25 protein-coding genes are annotated in these 24,796 nt (G+C 73.2%); 7 read left to right on the top strand and 18 right to left on the bottom strand.

Annotation, left to right across the window (positions count from 1 at the left end):
• Positions 1-29: 29 nt before the first annotated feature.
• Together EDF55_RS01795 and EDF55_RS18640 are read right to left on the bottom strand one after the other, a co-directional pair.
• A complete protein-coding gene (locus tag EDF55_RS01795) occupies positions 30-698 on the bottom strand; it encodes an RES family NAD+ phosphorylase (protein ID WP_165931478.1) in 669 nt (222 codons plus the stop codon).
• Positions 695-1,273, bottom strand: a complete 579-nt coding sequence (locus EDF55_RS18640) for a hypothetical protein (protein WP_165931479.1) — start codon at positions 1,271-1,273, stop codon at positions 695-697. The genes EDF55_RS01795 and EDF55_RS18640 overlap by 4 nt, the downstream gene beginning before the upstream one ends.
• A gap of 113 nt (positions 1,274-1,386) precedes the next feature.
• Here EDF55_RS18640 and EDF55_RS01790 point away from each other — a divergent pair, with 113 nt between their 5' ends.
• Positions 1,387-1,689: a metal-sensitive transcriptional regulator gene (locus EDF55_RS01790; protein WP_123653225.1), complete on the top strand. Its 303-nt coding sequence runs from the start codon at positions 1,387-1,389 to the stop codon at positions 1,687-1,689.
• Here the strand turns inward: EDF55_RS01790 and EDF55_RS01785 are convergent.
• Positions 1,646-1,948, bottom strand: a complete 303-nt coding sequence (locus EDF55_RS01785; RefSeq protein WP_123653224.1) for a DUF4287 domain-containing protein — start codon at positions 1,946-1,948, stop codon at positions 1,646-1,648. The two genes, EDF55_RS01790 and EDF55_RS01785, sit on opposite strands and share 44 nt — an antisense overlap.
• A gap of 132 nt (positions 1,949-2,080) precedes the next feature.
• Here EDF55_RS01785 and EDF55_RS01780 point away from each other — a divergent pair, with 132 nt between their 5' ends.
• The 3 genes from EDF55_RS01780 to EDF55_RS01770 are packed head-to-tail and all read left to right on the top strand — an operon-like array spanning position 2,081 to position 5,557.
• Positions 2,081-3,676 carry a GNAT family N-acetyltransferase gene (locus EDF55_RS01780; RefSeq protein WP_185017049.1) on the top strand — a complete coding sequence of 532 codons (1,596 nt, stop codon included), beginning with the start codon at positions 2,081-2,083 and terminating at the stop codon, positions 3,674-3,676.
• Positions 3,673-4,467, top strand: coding sequence for an amino acid ABC transporter ATP-binding protein (locus EDF55_RS01775; RefSeq protein ID WP_123653223.1), 795 nt, complete (start codon positions 3,673-3,675; stop codon positions 4,465-4,467). Before EDF55_RS01780 ends, EDF55_RS01775 begins: the two co-directional genes overlap by 4 nt.
• 58 nt (positions 4,468-4,525) lie before the next feature.
• Positions 4,526-5,557, top strand: a complete 1,032-nt coding sequence (locus tag EDF55_RS01770; RefSeq protein WP_123653222.1) for a transporter substrate-binding domain-containing protein — start codon at positions 4,526-4,528, stop codon at positions 5,555-5,557.
• Between the two features lie 562 nt (positions 5,558-6,119).
• Here the strand turns inward: EDF55_RS01770 and EDF55_RS01765 are convergent.
• From EDF55_RS01765 to EDF55_RS01710, 12 genes are all read right to left on the bottom strand, one after another.
• Positions 6,120-7,274, bottom strand: a complete 1,155-nt coding sequence (locus EDF55_RS01765) for an LLM class flavin-dependent oxidoreductase (protein ID WP_260235710.1) — start codon at positions 7,272-7,274, stop codon at positions 6,120-6,122.
• Entirely contained in the window at positions 7,271-8,902 is a 1,632-nt protein-coding gene (locus EDF55_RS01760; protein ID WP_123653220.1) for an ABC transporter substrate-binding protein, read from the bottom strand. The genes EDF55_RS01765 and EDF55_RS01760 overlap by 4 nt, the downstream gene beginning before the upstream one ends.
• Positions 8,899-10,620, bottom strand: a complete 1,722-nt coding sequence (locus EDF55_RS01755; RefSeq protein ID WP_123653219.1) for an ABC transporter ATP-binding protein — start codon at positions 10,618-10,620, stop codon at positions 8,899-8,901. The genes EDF55_RS01760 and EDF55_RS01755 overlap by 4 nt, the downstream gene beginning before the upstream one ends.
• A complete protein-coding gene (locus EDF55_RS01750; protein ID WP_123653218.1) occupies positions 10,617-11,504 on the bottom strand; it encodes an ABC transporter permease in 888 nt (295 codons plus the stop codon). The genes EDF55_RS01755 and EDF55_RS01750 overlap by 4 nt, the downstream gene beginning before the upstream one ends.
• Positions 11,501-12,535 carry an ABC transporter permease gene (locus tag EDF55_RS01745; RefSeq protein ID WP_123653217.1) on the bottom strand — a complete coding sequence of 345 codons (1,035 nt, stop codon included), beginning with the start codon at positions 12,533-12,535 and terminating at the stop codon, positions 11,501-11,503. The genes EDF55_RS01750 and EDF55_RS01745 overlap by 4 nt, the downstream gene beginning before the upstream one ends.
• Positions 12,532-13,563, bottom strand: coding sequence for an LLM class flavin-dependent oxidoreductase (locus EDF55_RS01740; RefSeq protein WP_123653216.1), 1,032 nt, complete (start codon positions 13,561-13,563; stop codon positions 12,532-12,534). Before EDF55_RS01740 ends, EDF55_RS01745 begins: the two co-directional genes overlap by 4 nt.
• Entirely contained in the window at positions 13,560-14,921 is a 1,362-nt protein-coding gene (locus EDF55_RS01735; protein ID WP_123653215.1) for an NtaA/DmoA family FMN-dependent monooxygenase, read from the bottom strand. Before EDF55_RS01735 ends, EDF55_RS01740 begins: the two co-directional genes overlap by 4 nt.
• A complete protein-coding gene (locus tag EDF55_RS01730) occupies positions 14,918-16,156 on the bottom strand; it encodes an LLM class flavin-dependent oxidoreductase (protein WP_123653214.1) in 1,239 nt (412 codons plus the stop codon). Before EDF55_RS01730 ends, EDF55_RS01735 begins: the two co-directional genes overlap by 4 nt.
• 20 nt (positions 16,157-16,176) lie before the next feature.
• Positions 16,177-16,578, bottom strand: coding sequence for a carboxymuconolactone decarboxylase family protein (locus tag EDF55_RS01725; protein WP_123653213.1), 402 nt, complete (start codon positions 16,576-16,578; stop codon positions 16,177-16,179).
• A gap of 125 nt (positions 16,579-16,703) precedes the next feature.
• Complete coding sequence (locus EDF55_RS01720; RefSeq protein ID WP_123653212.1) at positions 16,704-17,984, bottom strand: LLM class flavin-dependent oxidoreductase; 1,281 nt, start codon at positions 17,982-17,984, stop codon at positions 16,704-16,706.
• The gene (locus tag EDF55_RS01715; RefSeq protein ID WP_123653211.1) at positions 17,981-18,646 is read right to left on the bottom strand and encodes an LLM class flavin-dependent oxidoreductase; all 666 of its coding nucleotides are present in this window, start codon (positions 18,644-18,646) and stop codon (positions 17,981-17,983) included. Before EDF55_RS01715 ends, EDF55_RS01720 begins: the two co-directional genes overlap by 4 nt.
• A 136-nt stretch (positions 18,647-18,782) precedes the next feature.
• Positions 18,783-20,081: an acyl-CoA dehydrogenase family protein gene (locus tag EDF55_RS01710; RefSeq protein ID WP_123653210.1), complete on the bottom strand. Its 1,299-nt coding sequence runs from the start codon at positions 20,079-20,081 to the stop codon at positions 18,783-18,785.
• A gap of 97 nt (positions 20,082-20,178) precedes the next feature.
• Here EDF55_RS01710 and EDF55_RS01705 point away from each other — a divergent pair, with 97 nt between their 5' ends.
• The gene (locus EDF55_RS01705) at positions 20,179-20,895 is read left to right on the top strand and encodes an MgtC/SapB family protein (protein ID WP_123653209.1); all 717 of its coding nucleotides are present in this window, start codon (positions 20,179-20,181) and stop codon (positions 20,893-20,895) included.
• Positions 20,896-21,339: 444 nt separating this feature from the next.
• Positions 21,340-21,900: a histidine phosphatase family protein gene (locus EDF55_RS01700; RefSeq protein ID WP_123653208.1), complete on the top strand. Its 561-nt coding sequence runs from the start codon at positions 21,340-21,342 to the stop codon at positions 21,898-21,900.
• A 4-nt stretch (positions 21,901-21,904) separates the two neighbouring features.
• Here the strand turns inward: EDF55_RS01700 and EDF55_RS01695 are convergent, their stop codons facing one another.
• On the bottom strand, positions 21,905-23,089 hold the full coding sequence (locus tag EDF55_RS01695; RefSeq protein WP_123653207.1) for a DUF4232 domain-containing protein: 1,185 nt from the start codon (positions 23,087-23,089) through the stop codon (positions 21,905-21,907).
• A gap of 83 nt (positions 23,090-23,172) precedes the next feature.
• Entirely contained in the window at positions 23,173-23,979 is an 807-nt protein-coding gene (locus tag EDF55_RS01690; RefSeq protein ID WP_123653206.1) for a DUF1684 domain-containing protein, read from the bottom strand.
• On the opposite strand from EDF55_RS01690, the gene EDF55_RS01685 reads away from it, so the two are divergent.
• Positions 23,972-24,385, top strand: a complete 414-nt coding sequence (locus EDF55_RS01685; protein WP_260235704.1) for a RidA family protein — start codon at positions 23,972-23,974, stop codon at positions 24,383-24,385. The two genes, EDF55_RS01690 and EDF55_RS01685, sit on opposite strands and share 8 nt — an antisense overlap.
• Here EDF55_RS01685 and EDF55_RS01680 read toward each other — a convergent pair.
• Entirely contained in the window at positions 24,334-24,600 is a 267-nt protein-coding gene (locus EDF55_RS01680) for a hypothetical protein (RefSeq protein ID WP_123653205.1), read from the bottom strand. The genes EDF55_RS01685 and EDF55_RS01680 overlap by 52 nt on opposite strands.
• Between the last annotated feature and the right edge of the window lie 196 nt (positions 24,601-24,796).

Here is a 24,796-nt window from a genome sequence, read left to right as displayed (position 1 = left end):
CACCGACACACGGCGCCCCCGGGAGCCCGTCAGTCGCCCGGCGGCGGGACGATCGTGAAGCGCTCGGGCCCCGCGGCGGACCCGTCCTCGAGCACGCGGATGCCGGACTCCCGGCACGCGGTCACCCCGTCGCGGTGCACCCGCTCGGGGCGGGGCCGCCGCGGGACCCCGGCGTCCCCGAACACCGCCCACGCGTTCGGCGCGGCATCGCTCGTGAACCGGGTGCTGTACCGGACGCCCGCGAACCCCGCGGCGTCGAAGCCCCGCGCCCACGCCTGCGGCACGCGGTAGTCCCCCATCGTCTGCAGCTCGGCCCCGACGCCGTGCCGGACAGCATCCGGTGCGGTGACGTCCGCGAACCGGCGACCCCGTGACGCCCGCGCGGCGACGACGACGATCTCCCGCGCACGGCCGACGAACACGGTGTTCGTGTGCAGGGTGTGGTGCGCCAGGCGTTCACGCACCGCGACCTCCACCGAGTCCGCCCAGTAGCAGGTGCCGCGGGGTTCGGCGAGGTCGAACCGCCCGCCGTCGACGCCGTCCGCGTCCGCCGGGGTGCTCGCGAACCACCAGGCACCACGGTCGTGCCGCTTCGCGCGGTAGAACGTCGTGCCCCGTGACTCGACCGTCGGGAACCCGGGCAGGTCGGCGTCGGGACCCGGGGCGCGCTGGGCGACGTCGGTCCGGCGTTCCGTCACGCGTCCGCCAGCCAGGCGTTCGCCGCACGTCGGGCTGCTGCGAGCACGGCGTCGTGACGACCGTCGCGGAGTGCCGCGGCCGCGGTGGTGCCGCCGAACTCGTCGGCGACGGTGTTCAGCCAGAGCGCACTGCCCCACGGGTCGATCCGGTCGGGGTCGAGGAGCGCGAGGACCTCGCGCAGCCGGGGCAGCGGTGCGCCGGCCGGCCCGAACTGGAACGAGGGGAAGATCCGGGTGCCGTCACCGATCTTCAGCCCGAGCAGGTCGCCCTTGGCGCTCGCCTTGCTGATGGCCTGCCGCGACACCCCGCGCCAGGCGGCGAGCGACGAGGAGTCGTAGAACGGGCCGATGAGCTCGTCGGCCTCGTGCTTGACCGACGGCAGCGCGGCGACCATCCGGTCCGCCAGCGCCCCGACGTCGGACGTCGCGGCGATCGCGTCGTCGTAGCGCCCGGCGCGGAGTCGGTCGCGGATGGCGGAGAGCAGTGCGGTCTCCGCGGTGTCCGCCGTCGCCCGGGCCGTTGCTGCTCGTGCCGTCGTCGTCCGCCCCGCCATTGCACGTTCTGTCGGTGTCATCGCGTCCGCCTTCCTGCAACCGTGTCAACCAAGACTACGACCGGCGCGTCAACCACGTCAACCAGTTGTGTCCGATGGCATACCCTGGAGGGGTACCGGTCCAGGGAGGCCTCATGAGCGAACACGAGCAGCACCACGAGCACGGCTACATCTCGTCCAAGGACGCCTACCTCAAGCGGCTCAAGCGCATCGAGGGTCAGGCACGCGGGCTCCAGCGCATGGTCGAGGACGAGCAGTACTGCATCGACATCCTCACGCAGGTGTCCGCGATGACGAAGGCCCTGCAGTCCGTCGCACTCGGACTCGTCGAGGACCACCTCAGCCACTGCGTCGCCGACGCGATGGCCGACGGCGGGGACCCCTCGGCGAAGGTCAAGGAAGCGTCGGAGGCGATCGCGCGACTCGTCCGCTCCTGAGGGCGCTCGAGGACGCGAGCGCGTTCTTGACGTAGCCGACGAGGGCGTTGGCGTGCCCGTGCCCCATCCCGTGCTCCGTCTTCAGCCACGTGACGACCTCCATGTGCCGCTCGGTGTCGAGCCGGTCCGCGACGAGGTCGAGCCACTCCTGCACGGGACGGCCGTAGGTCGTCTCGATGCTCGGGAAGTACGACGCCGGCCCCTTCGCCTTCGATCCGTCCGCCGGGGGCTCCGGCGCGGTCACGCGGTGCGCTGTCATGCGGTCACGATAGCCGCCGTCGCGCGTCACGGGGCGTCACGCTCGCGACCGGTGTGACGTCCGGTTCCCCTCCGTGCCGCCGTGTTGCGGTGCCAGTTGTCCGAGCGCGGCACCGCCTCGTACGGTCACGCCATGACCACGGCAGACGCCACCGCCGGCGCGCGAGCACATGCAGACGCCACCGCCACCGCCGGCGCGCGAGCACATGCAGACGCCACCGCGCCCGGCGCCCTCGTGTTCCGCACCGTCCGCCCGGACGACCCCGCCGCCGCGCCCATGCTCGCCGACCTCGAGCGCGAGTACGACGCCCGCTACGGCGACCACTTCGGCGAGCCGGCCTCGACGGAGATCAACCGGTACCCGATCGAGCACTTCGTCGCCCCGCTCGGCACCTTCGTGCTGCTGTACGAGGACGAGCGCCTCGTCTCCGGCGGCGCCTTCATGCCCCACGACGACGACACCGTCGAGCTGAAGCGCATCTGGACCGCCACGGACGCACGCGGCCGGGGCCTCGCCGGACTCGTGGTGGCGGAGCTCGAGGCCGAGGCCGCGCGCCGTGGCTTCCGCCGCGTGTACCTGACCACCGGGCCCCGCCAGCCCGAGGCGGTCCGGGTCTACACGCGCCTCGGGTACACCCCGCTGTACGACGTGACGAAGTCCGCGGAGGAGGTGGGGATCCACCCGTTCGAGAAGCCCATCGGGACCGGCGTGACGGAGCCGAGCCGAGCCTCCCGTCCGCCCGTGCCAGCCATCGACGCGGCCGGACGCGCCGCGCTCGACCGCCCCGTCGTGCCCCTGCGGCACCCACTGCGGTGGATCGCCGCCGCAGTCGTCGTCGTGCTGCTCCTGAACCTCGTGCAGACGCTGTTCACGAACCCGTCGTGGGAGTGGCCCGGCGTCGCGAAGTGGCTGTTCAGCCCGGCGATCCTGACGGGGCTGCAGCTGACGCTCCTGGCGACCGGACTGAGCGCGGTGATCAGCTTCGCCGGCGGCATCGTCGTCGCGATCGCGCGCCTGTCCCGCAACCCGGTCCTGTCCGGACTGGCGTGGGGGTACGTCTGGCTCTTCCGCTCGGTGCCGCTGATCCTGGTGCTCGTCTTCCTCTACAACCTCGGCAGCCTGTACCCGACGATCGGCATCGGGGTGCCGTTCGGGCCGCAGGTGGCGGTGCCGACGACGAACGTGCTGAGCGACCTGGCGATCGGCGTGATCGGGCTGAGCCTCAGCGAGATCGCGTACGCGTCGGAGATCGTCCGCGCCGGCGTCCTCGCCGTGGACCACGGACAGCTCGAGGCCGCGCAGGCGCTCGGACTCCCCCGGCACCGGCAGTTCCTCCGGATCGTGCTGCCGCAGGCGATGCGCTCCATCGTCCCGGCGTTCGTGAACCAGGTGGTCGGGCTCCTCAAGGCCAGTTCGCTGCTGTTCTACGTCTCGCTGCTCGACCTGTTCGGCGTCGTCCAGAACCTCAGCAGCACTTACCCGACGGACATCATCCCGCTGCTCGTCGTGGCCACGATCTGGTACCTCGTGCTCACCAGCGCGGTGTCCGTCGTGCAGTACTACATCGAGCGGTGGACGGCGCGCGGCTCGGTCCGCACGCTGCCCCCGACCCCGTTCCAGCGACTGCGCGCCGTGTTGCGTCACGACCGGACGGGAGGCTCGACCCGCCCCGCGTCGTCGGCCGACGCCGGCAGCGTGGCCGGTTCTCCCGGAGGAGTCATCTCGTGAGCGCCACCATCAGCATCCGCGGGGCCGTCAAGGCCTTCGGCGACAACCGTGTCATCGACGGCGTCGACCTCGACCTGCCGGCTGGCAGCGTGACCGCGATCCTGGGGCCGTCCGGCTCCGGGAAGTCCACGCTGCTCCGGGCGATCAACCACCTGGAGCCGCTCGACCGGGGCGTCGTCACGATCGGTGGGGAGACCATCGGCGTGCGGCTGGGAGCCGTCCGGACGTTCCGCGGCAGGCGGGACGGCGCGGTTCCGCGGTTCCAGGAGCTGCCCGCGCGGGAGATCCTCCGGCAGCGCTCCCGCATCGGGTTCGTGTTCCAGCACTTCAACCTGTTCCCGCACCTCACCGCGCTCGAGAACGTCATCGAGGGGCCCGTCGCCCACGGCGTGCCCGCGGCGGCCGCCCGTGCACGGGGACGATCCCTGCTCGAGGCCGTCGGACTCGGCGACCGCGCCGATGCCCGGCCACGCCAGCTCTCCGGTGGTCAGCAGCAGCGCGTCGCGATCGCCCGGGCGCTCGCTCTCGAACCCGAGGTCCTGCTGCTCGACGAGCCGACCTCGGCCCTCGACCCGGAGCTCGTCGGCGAGGTGCTCGGCGTGATCCGGGCACTCGCCGAGTCCGGGACGACGCTCGTGATCGTCACGCACGAGGTCGGGTTCGCCCGCGAGGTCGCCGACCACGTCGTCTTCCTCGACCACGGCCGGATCGTCGAGCAGGGGCCGCCCGCCGCGGTGCTCGACGACCCGCAGCACCCGCGCACCCGCGCGTTCCTCAGCCGTCTGCGCTGACCGGACTCCCCAGCACCACCGCAGTTCCCTCTCCCGTTCGCCCGTCCCCAGGAGCACCATGCCCACCACCACTCCCGCCCCCGCCCGCTGGTGCACCCGCGCAGGTGCCCTCGTCCTCGCTTCCGGCGTCGTCATCGCCCTCGCCGGCTGCGCCACCGCGAACGCCGGCACCGGCAGCGGTTCCGCGTCGGACGCCGACGGCACCGTCACCGTCGGCACCCACGCGAACGGCGCCGCGACCGAGACGACGATCGCCGTCACCGAGGACACGAAGCTCCACGACGAGCTCCCCGCCGCGGTCAAGAAGTCCGGCAAGCTCGTCATCGGCGTCGGCGCGCTGCCGTCCGGCTTCCCGCCGCTGGCGTTCACCGGCGACGACCAGAAGACGCTGACCGGCTCGGAGCCCGACATCGGGCGCCTCGTCGCCGCGAAGCTCGGGCTCGACCCCGTGGTCAAGAACTCCACGTGGGACAACCTCTTCGTCGGGATCGACGGCGGCTCGGTCGACGTCGGCCTGTCCAACATCACCGTGACCGAGCAGCGCAAGGAGAAGTACGACTTCGCGTCCTACCGCCAGGACAACCTCGCGCTGCAGGTGCCGGAGTCGAGCACGCTGGTGTTCGACGGCGACCCCTCGGTCCTCGCCGGCAAGACGATCGCCACCGACTCGGGCACGAACCAGGAGAAGATCCTGCTCGGGTGGAAGGCCGACCTGGCGAAGCAGGGCAGGACCATCACGGTCAAGTACTACCCCGACGCGAACGCGAAGCAGCTCGCGCTGAAGTCCGGCAAGGTCGACGGCTACCTCGGCCCGAACCCGACCATCGCGTACCAGAACACCCAGAACGCGAAGAGCGCCGACCCGACGAAGACCGCCGGCACGTACTCGGGTGCCGGGTCGTCGCTGCAGGGGCTCATCGCCGCGACCACGAAGAAGGGCAACGGCCTCGCCGAGCCGATCGAGGACGCCGTCAACGAGCTCATCGACGACGGCTCCTACGCGAAGTGGCTCAAGGCGTACAACCTGTCGAACGAGGCCGTGCCGAAGTCGACGCTGAACCCCGAGGGGCTGCCGCTCGACAACAGCTGAGCGGGGGTGCGCTGACCCGGAACGACGAGGTCGCTGTCGTACGACAGCGACCTCGTCGTCGTCGCGCACCTGCACCTGGTGCGGACGCGCGGCTACGACAGGCTCGCTGTCGTACGACAGCGGCGCCGTCGCTCCTTGCGTCCGCAGGTTCCGACACGGCGCCGGTCGATCGACACGTGCGCTGTCGGAACATGCGCACGCACTCGATGCGTCCGCAAGTTCCGACACGACGCCGGTCGATCGACACGTGCGGTGTCGGAACATGCGCTTGCAACGGGTCGCGGGCAGTGTGGCCGGCCCGGCACCGGACGGGAGGCTCGGTGCCGGGCCGCCACGAGCCTCCCGTCCGGTGGGTGACGGGCCGCCGCCGTCAACCCGCGCCGGAACGCTGCCCGAGCCGGAGGCCCCCGAGCCGGAACGACAGCGGCGCTGTCGTACGACAGCGCCGCTGTCGTTCCTTGCACGCGCGGGGTGTTGCGGGCGCGGGAGAACGACGAGGTCGCTGTCGTACGACAGCGACCTCGTCGTTCGGGGTCAGGGCGGCGCCGCGCGCGCGGGCGGGTCAGGCGCGCGCGTGCGCCGCGGCCGCCGCCGCCGCCGGCGCGGCCGCGGCGCGCGCGGCCCACGCGGCCGCGAGCAGCTCGTAGGAGCGGACGCGGGCCTCGTGGGCGTGAGTGATCGTCGTCACCAGGAGCTCGTCGGCGCCCGTCGCCCGGCGGAGGGTCTCCAGCCCGGCGACGACCTGCTCCGGCGCGCCCACGAACCGCGTGGCGACACGATCGGCCACCGACGCAGCGGCGGGCGCCTCGAGCGGGTGCGCTGCCGCGTCCTCGGGCGACGGGTACGGGACCGCGCCGACGCCGGACCGGATCGAGTGCACCCAGGTGTCGTACCCGGCGCCGATCCGTGCGGCCTCCGCTGCGGTGTCCGCGACGACGACGTCCGCGGACACGATGACGTGCGGCGCGGCGAGGACCCCCGGTCGGAAGGCCGAGCGGTACGCCGCCACGGACGCCAGCACGGTGCCCGGCGACGTGTGGTAGTTCGCACCGTAGGGCAGCCCGAGCGCGCCGGCGATCCGCGCGCTCTCGCCCCCGGTGGAGCCGTGGATCCACAGTTCGACGTCGGCGCCGTCGGCCGGGGTCGCCTCGACGACCTCGCCGTCGCGGGTGAAGGTGCCGGCGAGGAAGTCGCGGATCAGGTCGACCTCGCCGGCGAACCGTTCGACGTCGCCGGGGACGCGTCCGAGGAGCGCACCCTGCAGCGCGAAGCGACTGTTCGGCGCGATGGTGAAGTCGAACGGCGCGGGGATGAGCAGGCCGTCGACGACCTCGTCGGCTCGCGGGGCGAGCGACGGCGCACGAGCCGCCCCGGGTGCCGGCGCACCGGAGCGCCCCAGCCCGAGGTCGAACCGCGGCCCGTACAGCCCGGTCAGCGTACCGAAGGTCTCGGCGATCTGGAGCGCCCGCTGGTTCCCGACGAGCGTCGCCGCGCTGCCGACGCGGATCGACGACGTTGCCGCCGCGATCGCCCCGATCACGATGTTCGGCGCGCTGCCGGCCACCCCGGGGTTGAGGTGGTGCTCGGCGAGCCAGTACCGGGCGTACCCGGCCCGCTCGGCGTGCTGCGCGAGGTCGACCGCGTTCCGGAGCGCCTCGGTGGAGGTCGACCCGGCGCTGACGGGGACGAGGTCGAGGACGGCGAGCGGCGTCGTCACGAGGCGTCCTTCCAGGCACCGGTGAGCTGGTCGAGGCGTGTGTCGGCGCCGTACGCGATGCCGTGCACGTCCTTCGCGGTGGCGATGATGCTCGTGAGCTCGTGCACCGGGACGAAGTCGGCCTGCGCCGCGATGCGCTCCTGGATCTGGTGGAAGGTCGCCTCGCGCTCGGTCACGGACGACTGCGACAGCTCCTTCGTGAACAGCGCGTCGAGGGTCGGGTCGTCCGCACCGATGCTCTGCGCGCCGGTGCTGGTGAACTTGGAGCGGAGCACGTCACCGTCGGCGCGGGAGTTGTTGTCCCACGAGACGTCCCAGTTCCCACTGGCGAGGTTGGCGAGGTACTGCGGGACGGTACCGCTCTCGAGGGTGAGGCCGACGCCGACCTTCTTGAGCTCCTGCTGGATGAGCTCGAGCGAGGTCTGGTTCGGGCCGAAGTTCGTGATCCAGACCAGCTTGAGCTGGAGCTTCTCCCCCGCACGAGCACGGATCCCGTCGGCACCCTTCACCCAGCCGGCCTTCGCCAGCGCGGCGGACGCCGCCGAGGGGTCGTACGCGAGCGTGGACGAGGTGTCGGTGAACCCGGGCGTCGTCGACCCGAGGACGGACTTGCCGACCTTGAACAGCGAGTTCAGCGACGTGTCCCGCACCGCCTTCGGGGAGACGGCCTGCGCGATCGCCTTCCGCACCGCCAGGTCGGCGACGAGCGGCCGCTCCTGGTTGAAGGTCAGGCCGAAGACCTGGCCGGGGTTCGCGCGGGTGACGAGGGCGAACTGCGACTGCAGGGAGTCGGTGTCGCTCGGCTGCACGCTGCTGATCGCGTCGAGCTGTCCGGACTGCAGGCTGCCGGAGCGGACGCTCGCCTCCGGGACGACCTGGAACGTGACCTTCGACAGGTGGGCTGCGCCGGCGTTCGACCGTGCGGCGGGCCCCCAGTCGTAGTCCTTCCGCTTCGTGATCACGGTCGACGTGTTCTTCGTGTACGACGACAGGGTGAACGGCCCGGTGCCCACGACGTCGGCGCCGGTGGCCCGGTCGGCGAAGGGCGCCTTCGTCGTGCCGGGCGAGACGATGCCGAGTGCGACCGAGGACGCCGCGTTCGGGAACGCCGCGTTCGGGCTCGAGAAGTCCACCTCGACGGTGTCGTCGTCGACGACCTTCGTCCCGCGGTACCCGGAGAAGGACGAGGCGGCGGTGCTCGCGGCACCGGCGGCCGCGATGTCGTCGAAGGTGTCCTTGACCGCGGTCGCGTCGAACGCGGTGCCGTCCGAGAACGTCACGCCGGACCGCAGGTCGAACGTGAACGCCGTGGCGTCGCTGTTCGCGGTGTACCCCGTCGCGAGCCAGGGCTTCAGCGACCCGTCGGACGGGTCCTGCCAGAGCAGCGAGTCGACGAGCTGCCGGGTGATGGCGAGCGTGTCGTTGCCCGCGCCGATCCCGGACGGGTTGAGCGAGATGGGGTCGTTGGCGATCGCGTACGTCAGGTCGCCGCCGTCGACCGGCTTCGACGAGCCGGACCCGGCTGTCGCGGCCGTCCCACCCGAGGAGCAGCCGGCCATGACGAGGGCCGCCGCGGCGCCGGCCGCGATCGCGGCCACCAGTCGGTACGGGGTTCGTGCGGTGGTCATGATGCTCCTTCGGGGGTGACGACGTCGACGACGCCGAGATCGGGTGCGACCCGGCCCGAGGGGCCGGCATCGGGTGCGACCCGGCCCGAGGGGCCGGCGTCGGGTGCGACGCGCCGGGACCGTCCCGGGATCGCGTCGAGCAGCGCACGGGTGTACTCGTGCCGCGGGTCGTGCAGGACCTGGGCGACGTCGCCGTGCTCGACGACGCGGCCACTCCGGAGGACGGACACCTCGTGCGCGATGCGGCGGACGACGGCCAGGTCGTGCGAGATGAACAGGTAGGACACGCCGAGCCGCTCCTGCAGCTCGGCGAGCAGGTCGAGGATCTGCGCCTGCACCGACACGTCGAGCGCCGAGACGGGTTCGTCGAGCACGACGAAGGCCGGGTCGAGCGCCAGCGCCCGGGCGATCGCGACACGCTGCCGCTGCCCGCCGGAGAGCTCGTCCGCGCGACGTCGCAGCACGGACGCGGGGAGCGCGACCAGGTCGACGAGTTCCCTGGCGCGGGCGGCCCGGGACCGGCGGGAACCGATCCCGAACGCGGCGAGGGGGTCCGCGATCACGGACTCGATCGCGAGCTTCGGGTGCAGCGCCGCGTACGGGTTCTGCTGCACGATCTGCGCCCGTCGCCGGAACGCGCGGAGTGCTGCACCCCGGTGGCCGACGGGGCTGCCGTCGAACAGCACCGTGCCGGCGTCGGCGCGCTCGAGGCCGAGCACGAGCCGAGCCGTGGTCGACTTCCCCGACCCCGACTCCCCCACCAGTGCGAGCGTGCGGCCGCGCGGGACGGTCACGTCCACCCCGTCGACGGCGGTGACGTGGCCGAAGGACTTCCGCAGTCCGGTCGCGACGACCAGCGGGTCACCCGAGACCGACGGGAGGCTCGGCTCGGCCCCGACGACACCGGTCACGTCGTCGAGACTGGGCGCGGCGGCGATGAGGGCACGGGTGTACGCCTCGCGCGGGGAGCCGAGCACCTCGTCCGGGGTGCCCTGCTCGACGATCCGCCCCTCGGAGAGCACCACGATCCGGTCGGCCCGGTCGGCGGCGACCCCGAGGTCGTGCGTGATGAAGAGCACGCTCGTGCCCCGCTCCGCGACGAGACGGTCGAGGTGGTCGAGGATCGTCCGCTGCACGGTGACGTCGAGCGCGCTCGTCGGCTCGTCGGCGACGAGGAGCTCCGGGTCGCCGATGAGCGCGATCGCGATGAGCACGCGCTGTCGCATCCCGCCGGAGAGCTCGTGCGGGTACTGCCGGGCGCGGAGCTCCGGGCGGTCGATGCCGGCGCGACGGAGCTCCTCGACGGCGCGCGCGGCGGCCTGGGCGCCGGTGGCGATGCCGTGGATCCGGAGGACCTCGGCGACCTGGGTGCCGATCCTCGTGACCGGGTTGAGCGAGACGGTGGGATCCTGCGGCACGAAGCCGATGCGGACGCCGCGGACCGCGCGGACCTCCGCATCCGTGGCGGTGACCAGGTCGAGGTCCGCGGTACCGGTGCCCGCCCCGGCGAGGTTCGCCGAGCCTCCCGTCAGGGTCGCCGCTGCGGGCAGGAGCCGGAGGACGGCGTGGGCCGTCGTCGACTTGCCCGAACCGGACTCGCCGACGATCGCGACGCGCTCGCCGCGCCCGATGTCGAACGAGATGCCGTGCAGCGTGGTGCGGCGGGACGCGCCGTGTCCGTGGTCGACCGTCAGGTCGCGGATGGTGAGGAGGCTCATCGGATCGCCCGCCGTTCGGTGTCGAGTGCCCGAGCGAGCCGGTTGCCGGCGAGGACCGTCACCGCGATGACGAGACCCGGGATCGTGGTGAGCCACCACGAGGTGGCGATGAAGTCGCGGCCGGTGGCGACGAGCGAGCCCCACTCCGGCTGCGGTGGCTGGGCGCCGTAGCCGAGGAAGCTCAGGCTCGACACGGCGAGGATCGCGGTGCCGAACTCGAGCGCGGCGAGCACGAGCACCGGTCCTGCGGCGTTCGGCAGCACGTGCACGAGCAGGACCCGCCACCAGCGGTTGCCGTTCGCGGACGCCGCCTCGACGTACTGCGCCGTGCGCACGCGGACCACCTCGGAGCGCATGATCCTGGCGATCGTGGCGATGCTCGCAACGCCGACCGCCACCGCGACGTTGACCGTGCCGAAGCCGAGGACGGTGACGATCGTCAGGCTGAGCAGGAGGCTCGGGATCGCGAGGAGGACGTCGGCGACGCGCATCAGCACGGCGTCGACGACCCCGCCGACGAACCCGGCGACGAGCCCGACGAGCGAGCCGCCGACCAGACCGATGGCGATCGCGAGGACGGCGGCCTGCAGCGTGAGCGCGGTGCCGTGCACGACGCGGGCGTAGAGGTCGCGGCCGAGCTGGTCGGTGCCGAACCAGTGCGCGGCGTCGGGTGCGGTGAGCTTCGCGGCAGGGTCGGCGGCGAGTGGGTCGTGGTGCGTCAGGGCTCCGGGGAGCAGTGCCGCGAGGACCACGAGCGCGAGCCAGACCACGGCGATCGTCAGGGTCGGGCGGGCGACGAGGGCGCCGGCGAGCGTGCTGCTGCGGCCGGTGCTCCGCCGTGTCGTCAGGCCGGCGCCGAGCGCGAGTCCGGTCGTCTCGGTCATGCGGGTACCCCCTGGGGCGTCGGTCCGGTCGGCTCGTTGGTCGGTCCGCCGGTCGGACCGTTGCTCGACGACCTGTCCGGCTCGCGGAGCCTCCGGCGGCTGCCGGCGACGACCACACGCGGGTCGAGGAGCGGGTACACGAGGTCGACGATGAGGTTCACGACGACGAAGACCGCCGCGGCCAGGAGCACGATCCCCTGCACGACCGGGATGTCCTGCTGCTGCACGGCCGTCGCGGTCACCCGGCCGAGGCCCGGTCGGGAGAACACGGTCTCGGTGACGACGGTGCCGGAGAACAGCTGCCCGACGATGAGCCCGGTGACGGTGAGCGCCGGCAGGGCGGCGTTCTTCAGCGCGTGCCGGAGCTGCACCCGCCACCGGCCGGCGCCCTTGGCGTAGGCGGTGTCGACGTACGGCTCGCGGAGCGTCTGCACGAGCGACTTCGAGAGCAGCTGCGCGATCGTGGCACCGGTCGGCAGCGCCAGCGTGATCGCGGGCAGCACGATCGACGCCGCGCCCGCACCGCCGAACGCCGGGAACAGGTGCAGGCCGAACGAGAACCACTGCACCAGGAGCAGGGCGAACCAGAAGCCCGGCACGGCGACGCCGATCGGGGGCAGCTGCAGGAGGAACTGTCCGAGCGCCCGGTTGCGCGTCCAGGTCGCGAGGACCGCCAGGCCACCGCCGACGAGGACCGCGAGGACGAGTCCGGCGACCGCGATCTGCGCCGTGGGCAGGACCGCCTCGCCGATCACGTCGGCGACCGGACGACCACTGCCGATGGAGCGGCCGAGGTCGCCGGTGAACAGCGCCCCGAGGTGCTGGACGTACTGCACGAGGACCGGCTGGTCGAGGCCGTACTGGTGCCGGAGGGCGTCGAGCTGGGCGGCCGTGACGTCGGTCGCGTCCGGGCCGACGAGGATCCGGGCGGGGTCGCTCGGCAGCACGTAGAGGACGAAGAACGAGATCGTCCAGGCGGCCCAGAGCACGAGGACCGCCTGACCGATCCGGGAGAGCACGTACCGGGTCATGCCGGAACCGCCTCGGCGCGGTGGATCGCCGGGGTCCAGCCGAGCTCCGGGGCGACCTTCGTCACGACGTCCTCGACGATCTGCTCGTACTCGTCGGCAGCGAACTCGTACGGCAGCTCGACACGGAACTCGTCGACCTCGGCGAACGTGGCGTCGTGCACGAGCTGCTCGACGATCTGCTCGCTCGTCCCGACGAGGTCCGACGAGAACAGGGTCCGGCGCGGGCCCTGCGGCGCGGTCTGCCGCTCCAGCCGGGAGTCCCGCCACGCGGTGTAACGGTCGCGGGAGACCCGGTCGGCGGAGTCGGTCGGCACCAGGCAGCGGCCCCAGGCCACGCGGGGCCGGTGGCCCTCGGGGAGCGCGGCTCGGTACGCGGCGAGCTGGTTCCGCTGCGCGGTCCCGTAGTCGTCGGTGTCCTCGCCCGAGGTGAGGTTCCCGAGGAGCAGGTTGAGCCCGGCGCTGCCGGCGAACGCGGCCGAGCGGAGCGACCCGGCGCCGTACCAGACGCGGTCGACGAGCCCCGGCGCGTACGGCTGCAGCCGCGGGCGCTGCACGTTCCCCGGGCTGGCGATGACCGTGTCCGCGTCGCCGAGGAACGTCCCGTGGAGGTTCTCCAGGAAGCGGGACACCCGGCCGTACCCGAGGTCGAAGGAGCGCCAGTCGCCGTCGAACACCCGGTCACCGAGGAGGTCCGCGTGCGGGGTGCCGGTCGAGAGTCCGACCTGGACGCGGCCGTGCGACAGGACGTCGGCGAGCGAGAAGTCCTCGGCGAGGCGGAACGGGCTCTCCCACCCGATCGGGACCACCGCGACGCCGAGCTCGATGCGCGTCGTGCGCTGCGACGCCGCGGCGAGGAACACCGCCGCGGACCCGATGCCGTGCTCGAGGTGGCGGTGCCGGACCCAGGCGCCGTCGACGCCGAGCCGTTCCGCGGTGGCGAAGAGGTCGAGCGTGGACTCGAGGCCGGCCGCCGGTGCGTCGTCGTCGAAGTTCCCCGGCACGAGGACGGCGAGGCTGTCGATGCTCATGCGAACACCTCCTGGCTGGTGGAGACGCCCGGCAGCCCGAGCGTCTGACGGAGCGTCGCGCCCTCGTCGTAGGAGCGCCGGTACACGCCGCGCTCCTGGAGGATCGGGACGACGGTGTCGACGAACTCGTCGAGGCCGTACGGGTTCGTGTGCGGGACGACGACGAACCCGTCGGTCGCCCGCTCCTGCACGTACCGGTCGATCTCGGCGGCGATGTGCGACGCCGTGCCGACGAAGCCGCCGCGGGTCGAGACCTCGATCACCAGGTCCCGGATCGACAGGCGCTCGGCGGCCGCCCGGTCACGCCAGCCCTGCACGAGGGCCGGGACGTCCCGGACGTGCCGTGCACGCCCCCGGGTGATCGCGGCGCCGTCGAGGTCCGGCTCGACCTCCGGCAGCGGACCGTCGACGTCGTACCCGGACAGGTCGCGGTTCCAGACCTGCTCGAGGAACGCGATCGCGGTCGCCGGGCTGACCTGGGCGCGGCGGATCGCTCGGGCGCGCTCCTCGGCGTCGGCCGTGGTGTCCCCGATCACGAACGTCGCGCCGGGGAGGATGTGCAGCTCGTCCTTCGACCGTCCGACCCGCTCGAGCCGGGCCGTGACGTCGGCGTAGAACTGCTGGGCGTCGGCGAACTCGGTGTGCAGCGAGAAGACCACCTCGGCGCGGGTCGCCGCCAGGTCCCGGCCCTCGTCGGAGTCGCCGGCCTGCACGATCACCGGGTGCCCCTGCGGGCTCCGCGGCACCGCGAAGGTCCCGGTGACGTCGAACTGTGCGCCGTGGTGGTCGACGTCCCGGATCCGGGAGCGGTCGGCGAACACGCCCGTGCGCCGGTCGGTGACGATCGCGTCGGCCTGCCACGAGTCCCACAGCGCACGGGCGACGTCGATGAACTCGGCGGCCCGGGTGTAGCGCTCGGACGGGTCGAGGAAGCCGCCGCGGCGGAAGTTCGCACCGTGGAACGCGTCCGAGCTCGTCACGACGTTCCAGCCGGCACGGCCGCCCGTCAGGTGGTCGAGCGTGGCGAGCTGCTTCGCGAGCTCGACCGGCTCGTTGAACGTCGTCTGCAGGGTGCCGACGAGTCCGATGTGCTCCGTCACGCCGGCGAGGGCGGCCAGGATCGCGAGCGTGTTCGGCCGTCCGACGACGTCGAGGTCGTGGATCCGGCCCTTCTGCTCGCGGAGCCGGAGCCCCTCGGCGAGGAACAGGTAGTCGAACAGCCCGCGCTCGGCGTTCCGGGCGAAGTGCTCGAACGACGAGAACGCGATCTGGCTCTCCGCTCGGTCGTCGCTCCACACGGTGGTGTTGTTGACGCCGGGGAAGTGCGCGGCGAGGTGGACCTGGCGCTGGGTGCTCATGCGGGGACTCCTCCGGTCAGGGCGGTGCTGGCGGTGGTCGCGTACCGGCTGACGGCTGGCGCGATGCCGAGCCGGGTGCGCAGGTCGGCCGCGGGACGGGATGCCACGTCGGCGCGGAGGCCGGCCGTGACGAGCGCGGGGACGAGCCGACGCGCGATGGCGGTGCTGTCCTCCGGGATGCGGAGCGGCCGGAGCCGGACGCCGGCGTACCCGACCGCACGGAGATCGGCGATGCGCTCGACCAGGTCGGGGACCGTCGTCGCGAGCACCGCGGCGTCCGAACCGGACCCCACCGCGTACGGGGCTCCCGCCGCGGCGTCGAGCGCGGCGAGGGCGTCGGTCGCCTCCGCCGAGGTGGACCCGATGAGCACCGCGAGGTCCGCGAGGACCGGACGCGGGGCCGTGGACCCGGCCGCCTGCTCCAGCTGACGGACCTCGTCGACCCAGGCACGGGCCTCCCGGCCGTCGATGCCGGGCGTGACCAGCACGACGTCCGCGACGTCCACGGCCAGCACGGCCGCGTCCGTGCGGTGCGCCAGCGAGAACACCGGCGGCCGGCCCTGCGGCGACCGGGGGACGATCGACGCGCCGTGGACCGAGACGTGCTCGCCGGTGAACTCGGCGTTGTGGATCCGGTCCCGGTCGATGAAGCGGCCGGTCGTGACGTCGCGGATGACGGCGTCGTCGTCCCAGCTGTCCCAGAGGCGGTCGACGACCTCGGCGACCTCGCGGGCTTCGGCGAACAGGTCCGCGATCTGCTCGGGTGCGGGGACGGGGACACCGGATGCGGTCGGGAGGGTGCGGCGGCCGAAGAGGTCCGCCTCGCGCTGGGTCGGGCTGGCCTGCAGGCGCCAGCCGGCGCGGCCGAGGGACACGTGGTCGAGGGTCTGCAGGGCGGTGGCGACGTGGAACGGCTCGGTGTGGGTGACGCTGACGGTCGGGACCAGGCCGATCTGGCGGGTGGCCGGGGCCACTGCCGCGGCGATGAGGAGGGCGTCGAGGCGGCCGACGACGGTGCGGGTGTCCAGGTCGCCGGTGGTGCTCGTGGTCGGGCCGGCGGTGAACGAGTCCTCGATGGTGACGGCGTCGACGCCCAGGCGGTCCTGCTCGACGATGACGTTGCGCCAGTGCCGGAGCGTCGTGAGCCGCTCGGCGTCGGAGTCGGCCGCGCGCCAGGCGGCGGGGTGCCAGCCGGCGCCCTGCAGCGCGGTGACGAGGGTGATGCGATCGGGCATGGGGTCCTCGGTCCTGGGTGTCAGTGGGTGTGCGCTGCTGCTGCTGGGGCCGCAGCGGCGGCGCTCGGTGCGGCTTCGGCGCTCGGTGCGGCTTCGGCGCCGAACTTGAAGCCGAGGCGGCCGTGGGCGAAGCCGCCGCCGGCGCGGATCGCGGTCGCGACCCAGGCGGCCTCGGCGAGCTCGGCCTCGGTCGCGCCGGCGGTGACCGCCCGTTGCGAGTGGGCGTCGATGCAGTAGACGCACTGCGTGGTGATGCCGACCGCGACCGCGATGAGCTCCCGGTACTTCAGCGGGATCGCGCGCTCGTCGGCCTGGAACACCGCGTCGTCGAACCGGGCGAAGGCGCTGAGGATGTCCGGGGTCTCGCGCTTGTAGACGGCGGTGAAGGTCTTGTCGTGCTCACGGTCGAGGAAGTCGGTCATGCGCCGACGGTACGGCCGGAGGGGCCGTCCCACGACAGGTGTTGCGGCCCGTGACCGGGGGTTTCGTCATGTGACTCGGCCCGGCGGCCGCGCGTCACACAGCGTCACGCGGGGCGCGCTGCGCGTCACGCGGGGCGCGCTCGTGCTGCCAAGCGGCCGCGCAGCGTCGCGTGCTCGTACTCGCGGTGGAAGACGCCCCGCTCCTGCAGGATGGGGACGAGGTGGTCAACGACGGTCTCGATCCCCCGCGGGAACTCGTCGATCATGAGGTTGATGCCGTCGGCAGCGCGGCTCCGGTACCAGTCCTCGATCGTGTCGGCTGCCTGCTCGGGGGTGCCGACCACGATCCGGGCCCCGTAGCCACCGAACCCACGGAGCACGTCCCGTAACGAGGTGTTGTTCGCGCGGACCCACCGCACGACGGTCTCGTGGTACCCGAGGGACGGTCCGTAGGTGACCGGATCGACCTCGCGATCGAGGATCCGCGCCGGGATCGGGGCGTCCAACGGCAAGTCGGTGAGGTCCGCGTCGAGGTGGGTGCCGAGCGCGCGGAGCGCGTAGCCGTCGGGGGCGAGCGACTCCAGGTGATCGAAACGGGCGCGGGCCTCGGCCTCGGTGCTGCCGAGGACGAGCGACAGTCCGGGGACGATCGTCACGTCGGAGGATCGCCGACCGTACGTCTGGGCGGCGAGTTTCACCGCCCGGAGGTGCTCGCGCGCAGGCTCCGGGGTCAGCTCGACGGCGAAGACCCCCTCCGCGACTCGGGCCGCGAGGTCACGGCCGTGCGGGGACCCGCCCGCCTGGAACACGACCGGGTGCCCCTGCGCCGAGGGCGGGACACGGAGCGCTGCACCGTCGTGCGACAGGAACTCGCCGCGGAACCGCACGTCCTCGCCGGTCACCGCCGAACGCCAGAGCGCCTGGACCAGGTCGATGAACTCCCCCGCCCTGGCATAGCGCTCGGGCCGGTCCGGGTTCTGGTCCACGCCGAAGTTCGCGGACACCGAGCGGTCGTAGGTCGTCACGGCGTTCCAGGCGGACCGGCCACCGGAGATCGTGTCGAGCGAGAGGGTCCGTTCGGCGAGCTCGACGGGGTCGTTGTAGGTGGTCGACGCGGTCCCGACGAGGCCGAGGTTGCTCGTGACGCCGGCGATCACCCCGAGCGCGACGAAGGGCTCGAGCAGCCCGTAGGCGCGGACGTTCGGGTCGCTGTACGACGGGTGGTCGGCGAGGAAGACCATGTCGAGCAGCCCGCGTTCGGCGGTGCGACCGAGGTCCTCCCAGAACGCTGCGCCGAGCAGGTCGGTCGGCTGGACGTCCTGGGTCCGCCAGGCCGCTGGCCGCTGCCCGAAGCCCTGCAGGTTGACGCCGAGGACGAGGCCGGCGTCCGCGTCCCGCCCGCTCATGCCGGCCCCGGCCCCGGCCCCAGGTCGGGCACGGTCGTCGCGGACAGGACGAGGTCCGCTTCCGGCAGGTCGACGTCGTCCCACACCGCGAGGACCGGAGACCCCTGCACGCTCGACGGCGTCGTGAGGGGGCCGCGGACGCGGTACCCACCGGGTCCGCCGTCGTGGTCGAGCTGACGGACGAGCCCGGTGTCGGCGAAGACCCCGGTGTCCCGGTCCCCGACGATGCTCTCGAGCGGCCAGGTCGTCCAGAGGCCGGACACCACCCGGGCGAACTCGGCGGGGTCGTGCTCCTCGTCCGACGGGGGCACGCCGTGGTCCCGGGCGCCGACGAGGATCCCGACCCGGCCGCCGAGCACGTGGTCGAGGGAGAGGATCCGGCGTGCGACGTTGTACGGGTGCTCGCGGGTGGGTGCCACGGCGATCAGGAAGCGGTGCTCCGGCAGCGCGCGGCCGAGCGCCAACGCCGCCGAGGTCGGGTCGAGTCGGTACCCGCGGCCGCGCTGCGGGTCGAAGCGGTCGGCACCGATCACGACCGTGTCGGCACCGGAAGCGCGGATCCGGTCGGCGAGCAGCGCGACCCCGCCCGACCGCGTGACCGCGGCGGTGAGGTCGGCGTCCGGCACGCCGACGTGGCGGTCGATGGCGGTGGGTGCGTGCACGTGGGCCTCCCGGGTGTGGAACGGCCCGTCACCTCCGCCTCCCCAGCGTCGGTGACGGGCCGATGCCGACGACCGTACGGGCTCGGCGCGCTCCGGTGCGCCGAGGTGTCACCGGGTTGCCCGCGATGACGGGACGTTACGACGACGTCGTCGCAGCGCTGCCCGGTGTGACGGGGTCGGCGGTCTCGCGGGACGTCGTGCGCGCGCGCGGCTCGACGCGGTCCAGCGGGCTCGCGCCGTTCACCAGGTGGTCCCCCACGATGCGCCGCTTGTGCACCCGGGGGTTGTGCGAGGACAGGGTCCTGGCGTTCCGCCAGTGCCGGTCGAGTCCGAGCGACCGGAAGGTGCCCGACGAACCGAGGGCGTCGAAGACGAGCGTCGTCGCGTCGAGCACCGCGTCCGTGACGACGGTCTGCGCCTGGGCGACCGTGATCCAGCTCCGCTCGAGTCCGGCGCGGAGGAGCTCGTCCGACGTCGGGTCGGCCCCGGCCGCACGGAGTTCCGCGTGCCGGGACACCACCGCGTCGATCGAACCGAGGCTCGCGACGAACGCCGCGTCCGCCGCGTACACCCGCGCGGCGACGGTCCCGATCGCGGCGAGCAGCTCCGGGTCGTCGGTCGGCCGGACCTCGGTGCCGTTGTGGTGTCCACGCGCGCGGGCACGGAGTGCGTCGACGCCGTCGCGGAGGGCCGCACGACCGATCCCGACCAGGATCGCGTGCATGAAGGTCTGGTAGTACTGCTCCTGGTACGGGTACCGGGTGGCGAACGGCAGCACCCGCTCGTCAGGGACGTGCACGTCGGTGTACCGGACGCTCCCACTGCCGGTGATGCGCTGCCCGAAGCCGTCCCAGTCATCCCCGATCGTGACACCGGGGTCCTCGGCATCGACCAGAGCGACGACCTGGTCGCCGGTCTCGTCGAGCGCCATCACCGTGATCCACCTGGCGTAGATGCTGCCCGTCGAGTAGAACTTCGCGCCGCTCACCCGCCACCCGCCGTCGGGGTCCCGTCGCGCCGTCGTCGTGATGCGCTCCCCCGCGGCGTTCGGCGTCTCGCTCCAGCCGCCCCCGACGATCTCCCCGTTCCCGAGCCGCTCCACGACGTGCCGGTCGAACGCGGTCCCCTCGGCGTGCACCCGGTCCTCGACGAACGAGAAGTGGTTCCGCCACACGTGCGCCAGGTTCGGGTCCACCTCGGCGATCTCGGCGATCGCCCGGAACAGGTCCGACAGCCGCGCACCGGCACCGCCCCACGCCCTCGGGGTCAGCCACCGGGAGAACCCGGCGTCCACCAACCACCCGAGCTGCTCGGTCGCCGGCCGCTCCGCCTGCTCGCGCTCGAGGGCGTCCGCGCCGATCCGCTCGATCACGGGCCGGAGCGGTGCGATGAGGTCGTCGTACCGGTCATCTGCGGGGATCTCGCTCGGACACATGCGGCGCACGCTACCGACGCGCTCACGCCCGCGGGAGCCCTGCCGCAACGGGACGGAACCGGACGCAACACGGCGTCACAGGCGTACCGTCGACCCGATGAGCATCCAGGACCTGACCGCGCCGTTCGCCGGACAGGGGCTGCTCCAGATCGGCGAGGTGCTCCTCGCCTTCGGGCTCGCGTCCCTCATCGGACTCGAACGGCAGCTCCGGTCGAAGAGCGCCGGCATGCGCACCCAGACGATCGTCGGCACCGCGTCCGCCCTGATGCTCCTCGTCAGCAAGTACGGCTTCAGCGACGTCCTCGTCGAGGGCCACGTCGTGCTCGACCCGTCCCGCGTCGCCGCGCAGATCGTCTCCGGCGTCGGGTTCCTCGGTGCCGGGCTCATCCTCACCCGGCGCGGAGCCGTCCGGGGACTGACGACCGCGGCCTCGGTGTGGGAGACCGCGGCGATCGGCATGGCCGCCGGCGCCGGGCTGTGGCTCCTCGCCCTCGTGGTCACCGCGCTGCACTTCGTCGTCGTCTTCGGCTACACCGCGCTGATCCGCGCGCTCCCGCGGTCCGCCGACACGTCCCTGACGCTCGACGTCGTGTACGACGCCGGTCGCGGGGTGCTCCCCCGGGTCCTCGCGCTCGTCACCGCCGGCGGGTGGCACGTGGGCCGGCTCGTGCAGCAGGAGAGTGACCGCGACGGCGCGACGGCGGTGCGCCTCGAGGTCACCGGCGCTCGGGAGCCCGACGTGCTGCTGGCGCGCCTCGGCGAGGTCGAGGGCGTCCGCGTGGTCGACCCCACGGTCGCCGACGACCTGGAGTGAGGCAGGGTCGTTCCCCGCAACGACGTCGCGGCCCGTCACCGCGGGCTGCACCCGCCGACTGCCGGACGGGAGGCCCGTGACCCGTCACCCCGGAACACCACCCGGCAACCACCGGACGGGAGGCTCGTGACCGGCCCGATCCGAGCCTCCCGTCCGTCAGCTGGTCGGCGCAACCGCCCCTGCCGGGCCCGCGCAGATCGCCTGACGCTGCGCGTTCCTTCCCATGACGCTCGCGCTGGGAAGTGGGAACGCGCGTACGGGGGCAAAAGAATCGACTCCCTACGCGCGTTTCGACCCCCTACGCGCGATCCGACCCCCTACGCGCGATCCAACCCCCTACGCGCGATTCGACCCCCTACGCGCGATCCGACCCCCTACGCGCGGATCGACCACGCGCGAGCGCGAACTGGGCAACGTGACCCGCGCACCTGCCAGGATCGACGAGTGCCCTCGTACTTCCTGACCCACGCCGAAGTGGACGTGGACCCCGCCGAACCGATCGAGTCGTGGAGGCTGTCCGCCACCGGACGCACCCGTGCCGGGGCAGCGCACCGGACCGCCTGGGACCCGGCCATCGCCCGCATCGTCTCGAGCGAGGAGCGCAAGGCCGTCGAGACCGCGGCGCTCCTCGGCGGGGCCGTGTCCATCACCCCGACGACGGACCCGCTGCTCGGCGAGATCGACCGGAGCGCAACGGGCTACCTGCCGCCCGCCGAGTTCGAACCCGTCGTCGACGCGTTCTTCGCCCGCCCGACCGAGTCGGTGCGCGGGTGGGAACGGGCGGTCGACGCCCAGGCGCGCATCGTCGCCGCGGTCCGGACGCACACCGCGGACGGGTCCGACGTCACGATCGTGTCGCACGGTGCCGTCGGGGCGCTGCTCCTGGCAGACCTGCTCGGTGAGCCGATCTCGCGCGCGCTCGACCAGCACGGCATGGGCAGCGTGTTCACGTTCGACCCGCGCGCCTGGAGCGCCCGCTCCCGGTGGTCGCGCGTCACGCCCTGACCGCTCAGTCGCTGCCCGTGGTCGGCGCCGCCCAGGCGCTCACGGTGACCGTCGCGTCCGCGGCCAGGTCCGTGTCCGCCGTGAGCGGCGTCCGGGACGCCCCGGCGTAGGGCGCGAGCCAGAACGTCGAGACGGCCTCGCCGGTCCCGCCGGCACCCCACGCCAGCGCGGCGACCGCGGTCGCTCCGGGCGCCACCGTCACCGGAGCGGGCGTCGCCGCCCCGCCCATGTACGAGGCCCCGTGCTCGAGCGGCACGGCGACGGTCGCCCCGTCGTCGGCCGCGAACGCGACGTCCGGGAACCCGTCGACGATGCACGCCGAGGACGACCGGTTCACCAGCACGACCGACATGGCCCGGTGTCCGAGCGCGCCGTCGACCCCGGACAGCGACAGCTGCACGTCCTCCGCGGAGCACCAGCCCGCGCCCGGCGTGACGGGATCGGCAGCAACGGGCGCCGGCGCCGCCGGCCGTGGCGTCGGGGTCACGGTCTCGGTCGGCAGCCCGTCCGGCGTGCCGCCGGCGGCGACCCGCGCGTCGCGAGCGATGGTCGGCTGGACGGCGATCAGCACGACCGCGAGCACGAGCGCGGTGGCTCCGGCGACGGCGGCGGTCCGGCGACCGGCTCGCGTCCTCGACGTCGACCCGGCCGGGAGGCGCGGTGCGCCTCCGACGATGACCGCCGGTACCCAGCCCCACACGGTCCCGAACCACCCGGTCGCCACCGCGGTCGGGATCGCGTCGCGGAGCACCCACATGTACCCGTTCGGGCCGGGGTCGACGACCGCAGTGCCGACGGTCCAGAGCAGGGCGGTGAGGTCTGCCGCGAACACGGCGACGAGCCACGCGGCACCGATGCGGAGCAACCGGGAGGACGTGGCCCATCCCGGTCGGCCCGCGACGAGGGCGAGTCCGAGTCCGAGCAGCGCGCCGAACAGCACCGCGACCAGGACAGGTTGCACGACGTTCCACGGTGCGACCTGCGCCCAGACCACCGGCGGCGCGGTCGGCGGGAGGACGAGGTCGATCACCGACGAGTACCGCGACGTCCCGGCGGACCAGGAGAGTCCGGCGCCGGCGAGTCCGACCAGCAGCCACACGACCGCGCCGGCGACGGCGGCGATCGGGACGACTGGTCGGACCCGCGCCGCCCGCTCGGAGCGGTCGGCGATCGATTCCCCCGTGTCCACGACCGGCAGCCTAGGGCGGGCGCGGCTGGTCCTCGCGCATCGGCGCTCGGGGATGTGTCCCGCGACCCATCCGCGGGCGCTCGTCAGGCGGGGAGGCGCTCCCCCGCCTCGACCGCGACGTCGAGCCGGTTCTCCGCCGGCGGCAGCGGGCAGGTCGCGTGCTCCGTGTAGGCGCACGGCAGGTTCGTGGCGCGGTTGAAGTCGATCGTCGTGCGCCCCTCGGCGTCCGGAGCCGCGATGTCCAGGCTCCGGTTCGCGGCGTAGGTCGTCACACCGCTCGTCCGGTCGGTGAACAGCACGTGCAGCCCGTCGCCGTGCCCGTTGAACGCCAGGAGCGTCCGCGGGCCGTCGAGGTCGAACGACAGCGTTCCGGGAGCGGTGTACACGTGCTGGAGTCCGTCGACGACGGACCCGACCGTGACCGCACGCGGCTCGTCGAACGGCGCGAACCGGGCGTCGACGACGAAGCGCTCGTCCGGTGCGTACGACGGCGTGCCGCTGTACTCGACCCGGGTCGGGTTCGCCGGGTGCCGCGGGCGGATGACGTCGCTGCCGCCGCGGCGCGCGACCTCGATGACGACGTCCCCGTCGGGGGCGTGCCAGACGAGGTTCGTGGACGAACGTTCCGGGAGCGGGCCGAAGCGGTGCGTGCCCGTGACGGTCGCGCCGTCGATCTCGAGGGACTCCCCGTCTGCGAGTTCGACGACGGGCCCGTCCACGTCCGTCGACCACGAGCCGGGGGCGTCCTCGAACCGCTCGGGCGTCGCGGTCAGCCACCGGATGCTCGTGATCGCGAGGAAGCCGTGCTCGCTCGCCCGGGCTGCCTCGTGCTCGTCGTGCCAGGTCTGCCAGTCCGCTGCGAACGCGGTGCCGTCGGTCGTCGTGGTCATGCTCCGACGGTACGTCGTCCGGGTCGGCGGTGGTGGCGTGGTCGACTCGGAACGACACAGTCCCTGTCGTCCGACAGCGACCTCGTCGCTCCGGCTCGTCGCGGTCGTTCGTCGCGGTCGTTCGTCGCGGTCGTTCATCGCGGTCGGTGACCACGCCGGACAGGCGGCTGCGTGCGTGGCGAACCTCCGCCAGGCGCTCGCGGACGCCGGAGCCACCCTGACCGACGTGGTCTCGACCCGGGTGCTGGTGGCGTCCTCGCGGCAGGCGGACCTCGTCGCCGCGTGGGAGGTCGTCCGCGATGCCTTCGGCGACCACGACGTCCCGAGCACCCTCCTCGGTGTGACGGTGCTCAGCTACGACGACCAGCTCGTCGAGGTCGAGGCGGTCGCCGCCGTCGTCGACTGACCGCGTGAGCCCACGACGCCGGGCAGCGCGAACGCTCGGTCGCAGGTCGCCCGCACCGCGTCCGAGTGGGTCGCGATGAGCACCGCGCTGCCCTGTTGCGCGAACTCGCGCAGCACGCGGAGCACCACCTCGGCGTTGTCGTGGTCGAGCGCACCCGTCGGCTCGTCGGCGAGGACGACCGTCGGCGCCTGCACGAGCAGTCGGGCCAGCGCCACGCGCGGCCCGCACCCCTCGCCATCGCTGCGTGCGCATGCTTCGACACCGCAGAAGTCGAACGACGCCCGCCGTGTCGGAAGAGTGCCGCGGTACGACATCCGCGCTGTCGTACGACACGGAGGATGTCGTTGCCCGGCGTCCGCAACAGTCCGCGCGCGCAAGTGACGACACCCGCGCTGTCGTACGACAGCGACG

This window comes from Curtobacterium sp. ZW137 (assembly GCF_003762905.1).
Classification (GTDB): domain Bacteria; phylum Actinomycetota; class Actinomycetes; order Actinomycetales; family Microbacteriaceae; genus Curtobacterium.
The sequence above is the reverse complement of the archived record's forward strand: the minus strand, read 5'-3'. Positions and strand labels throughout refer to the sequence as shown.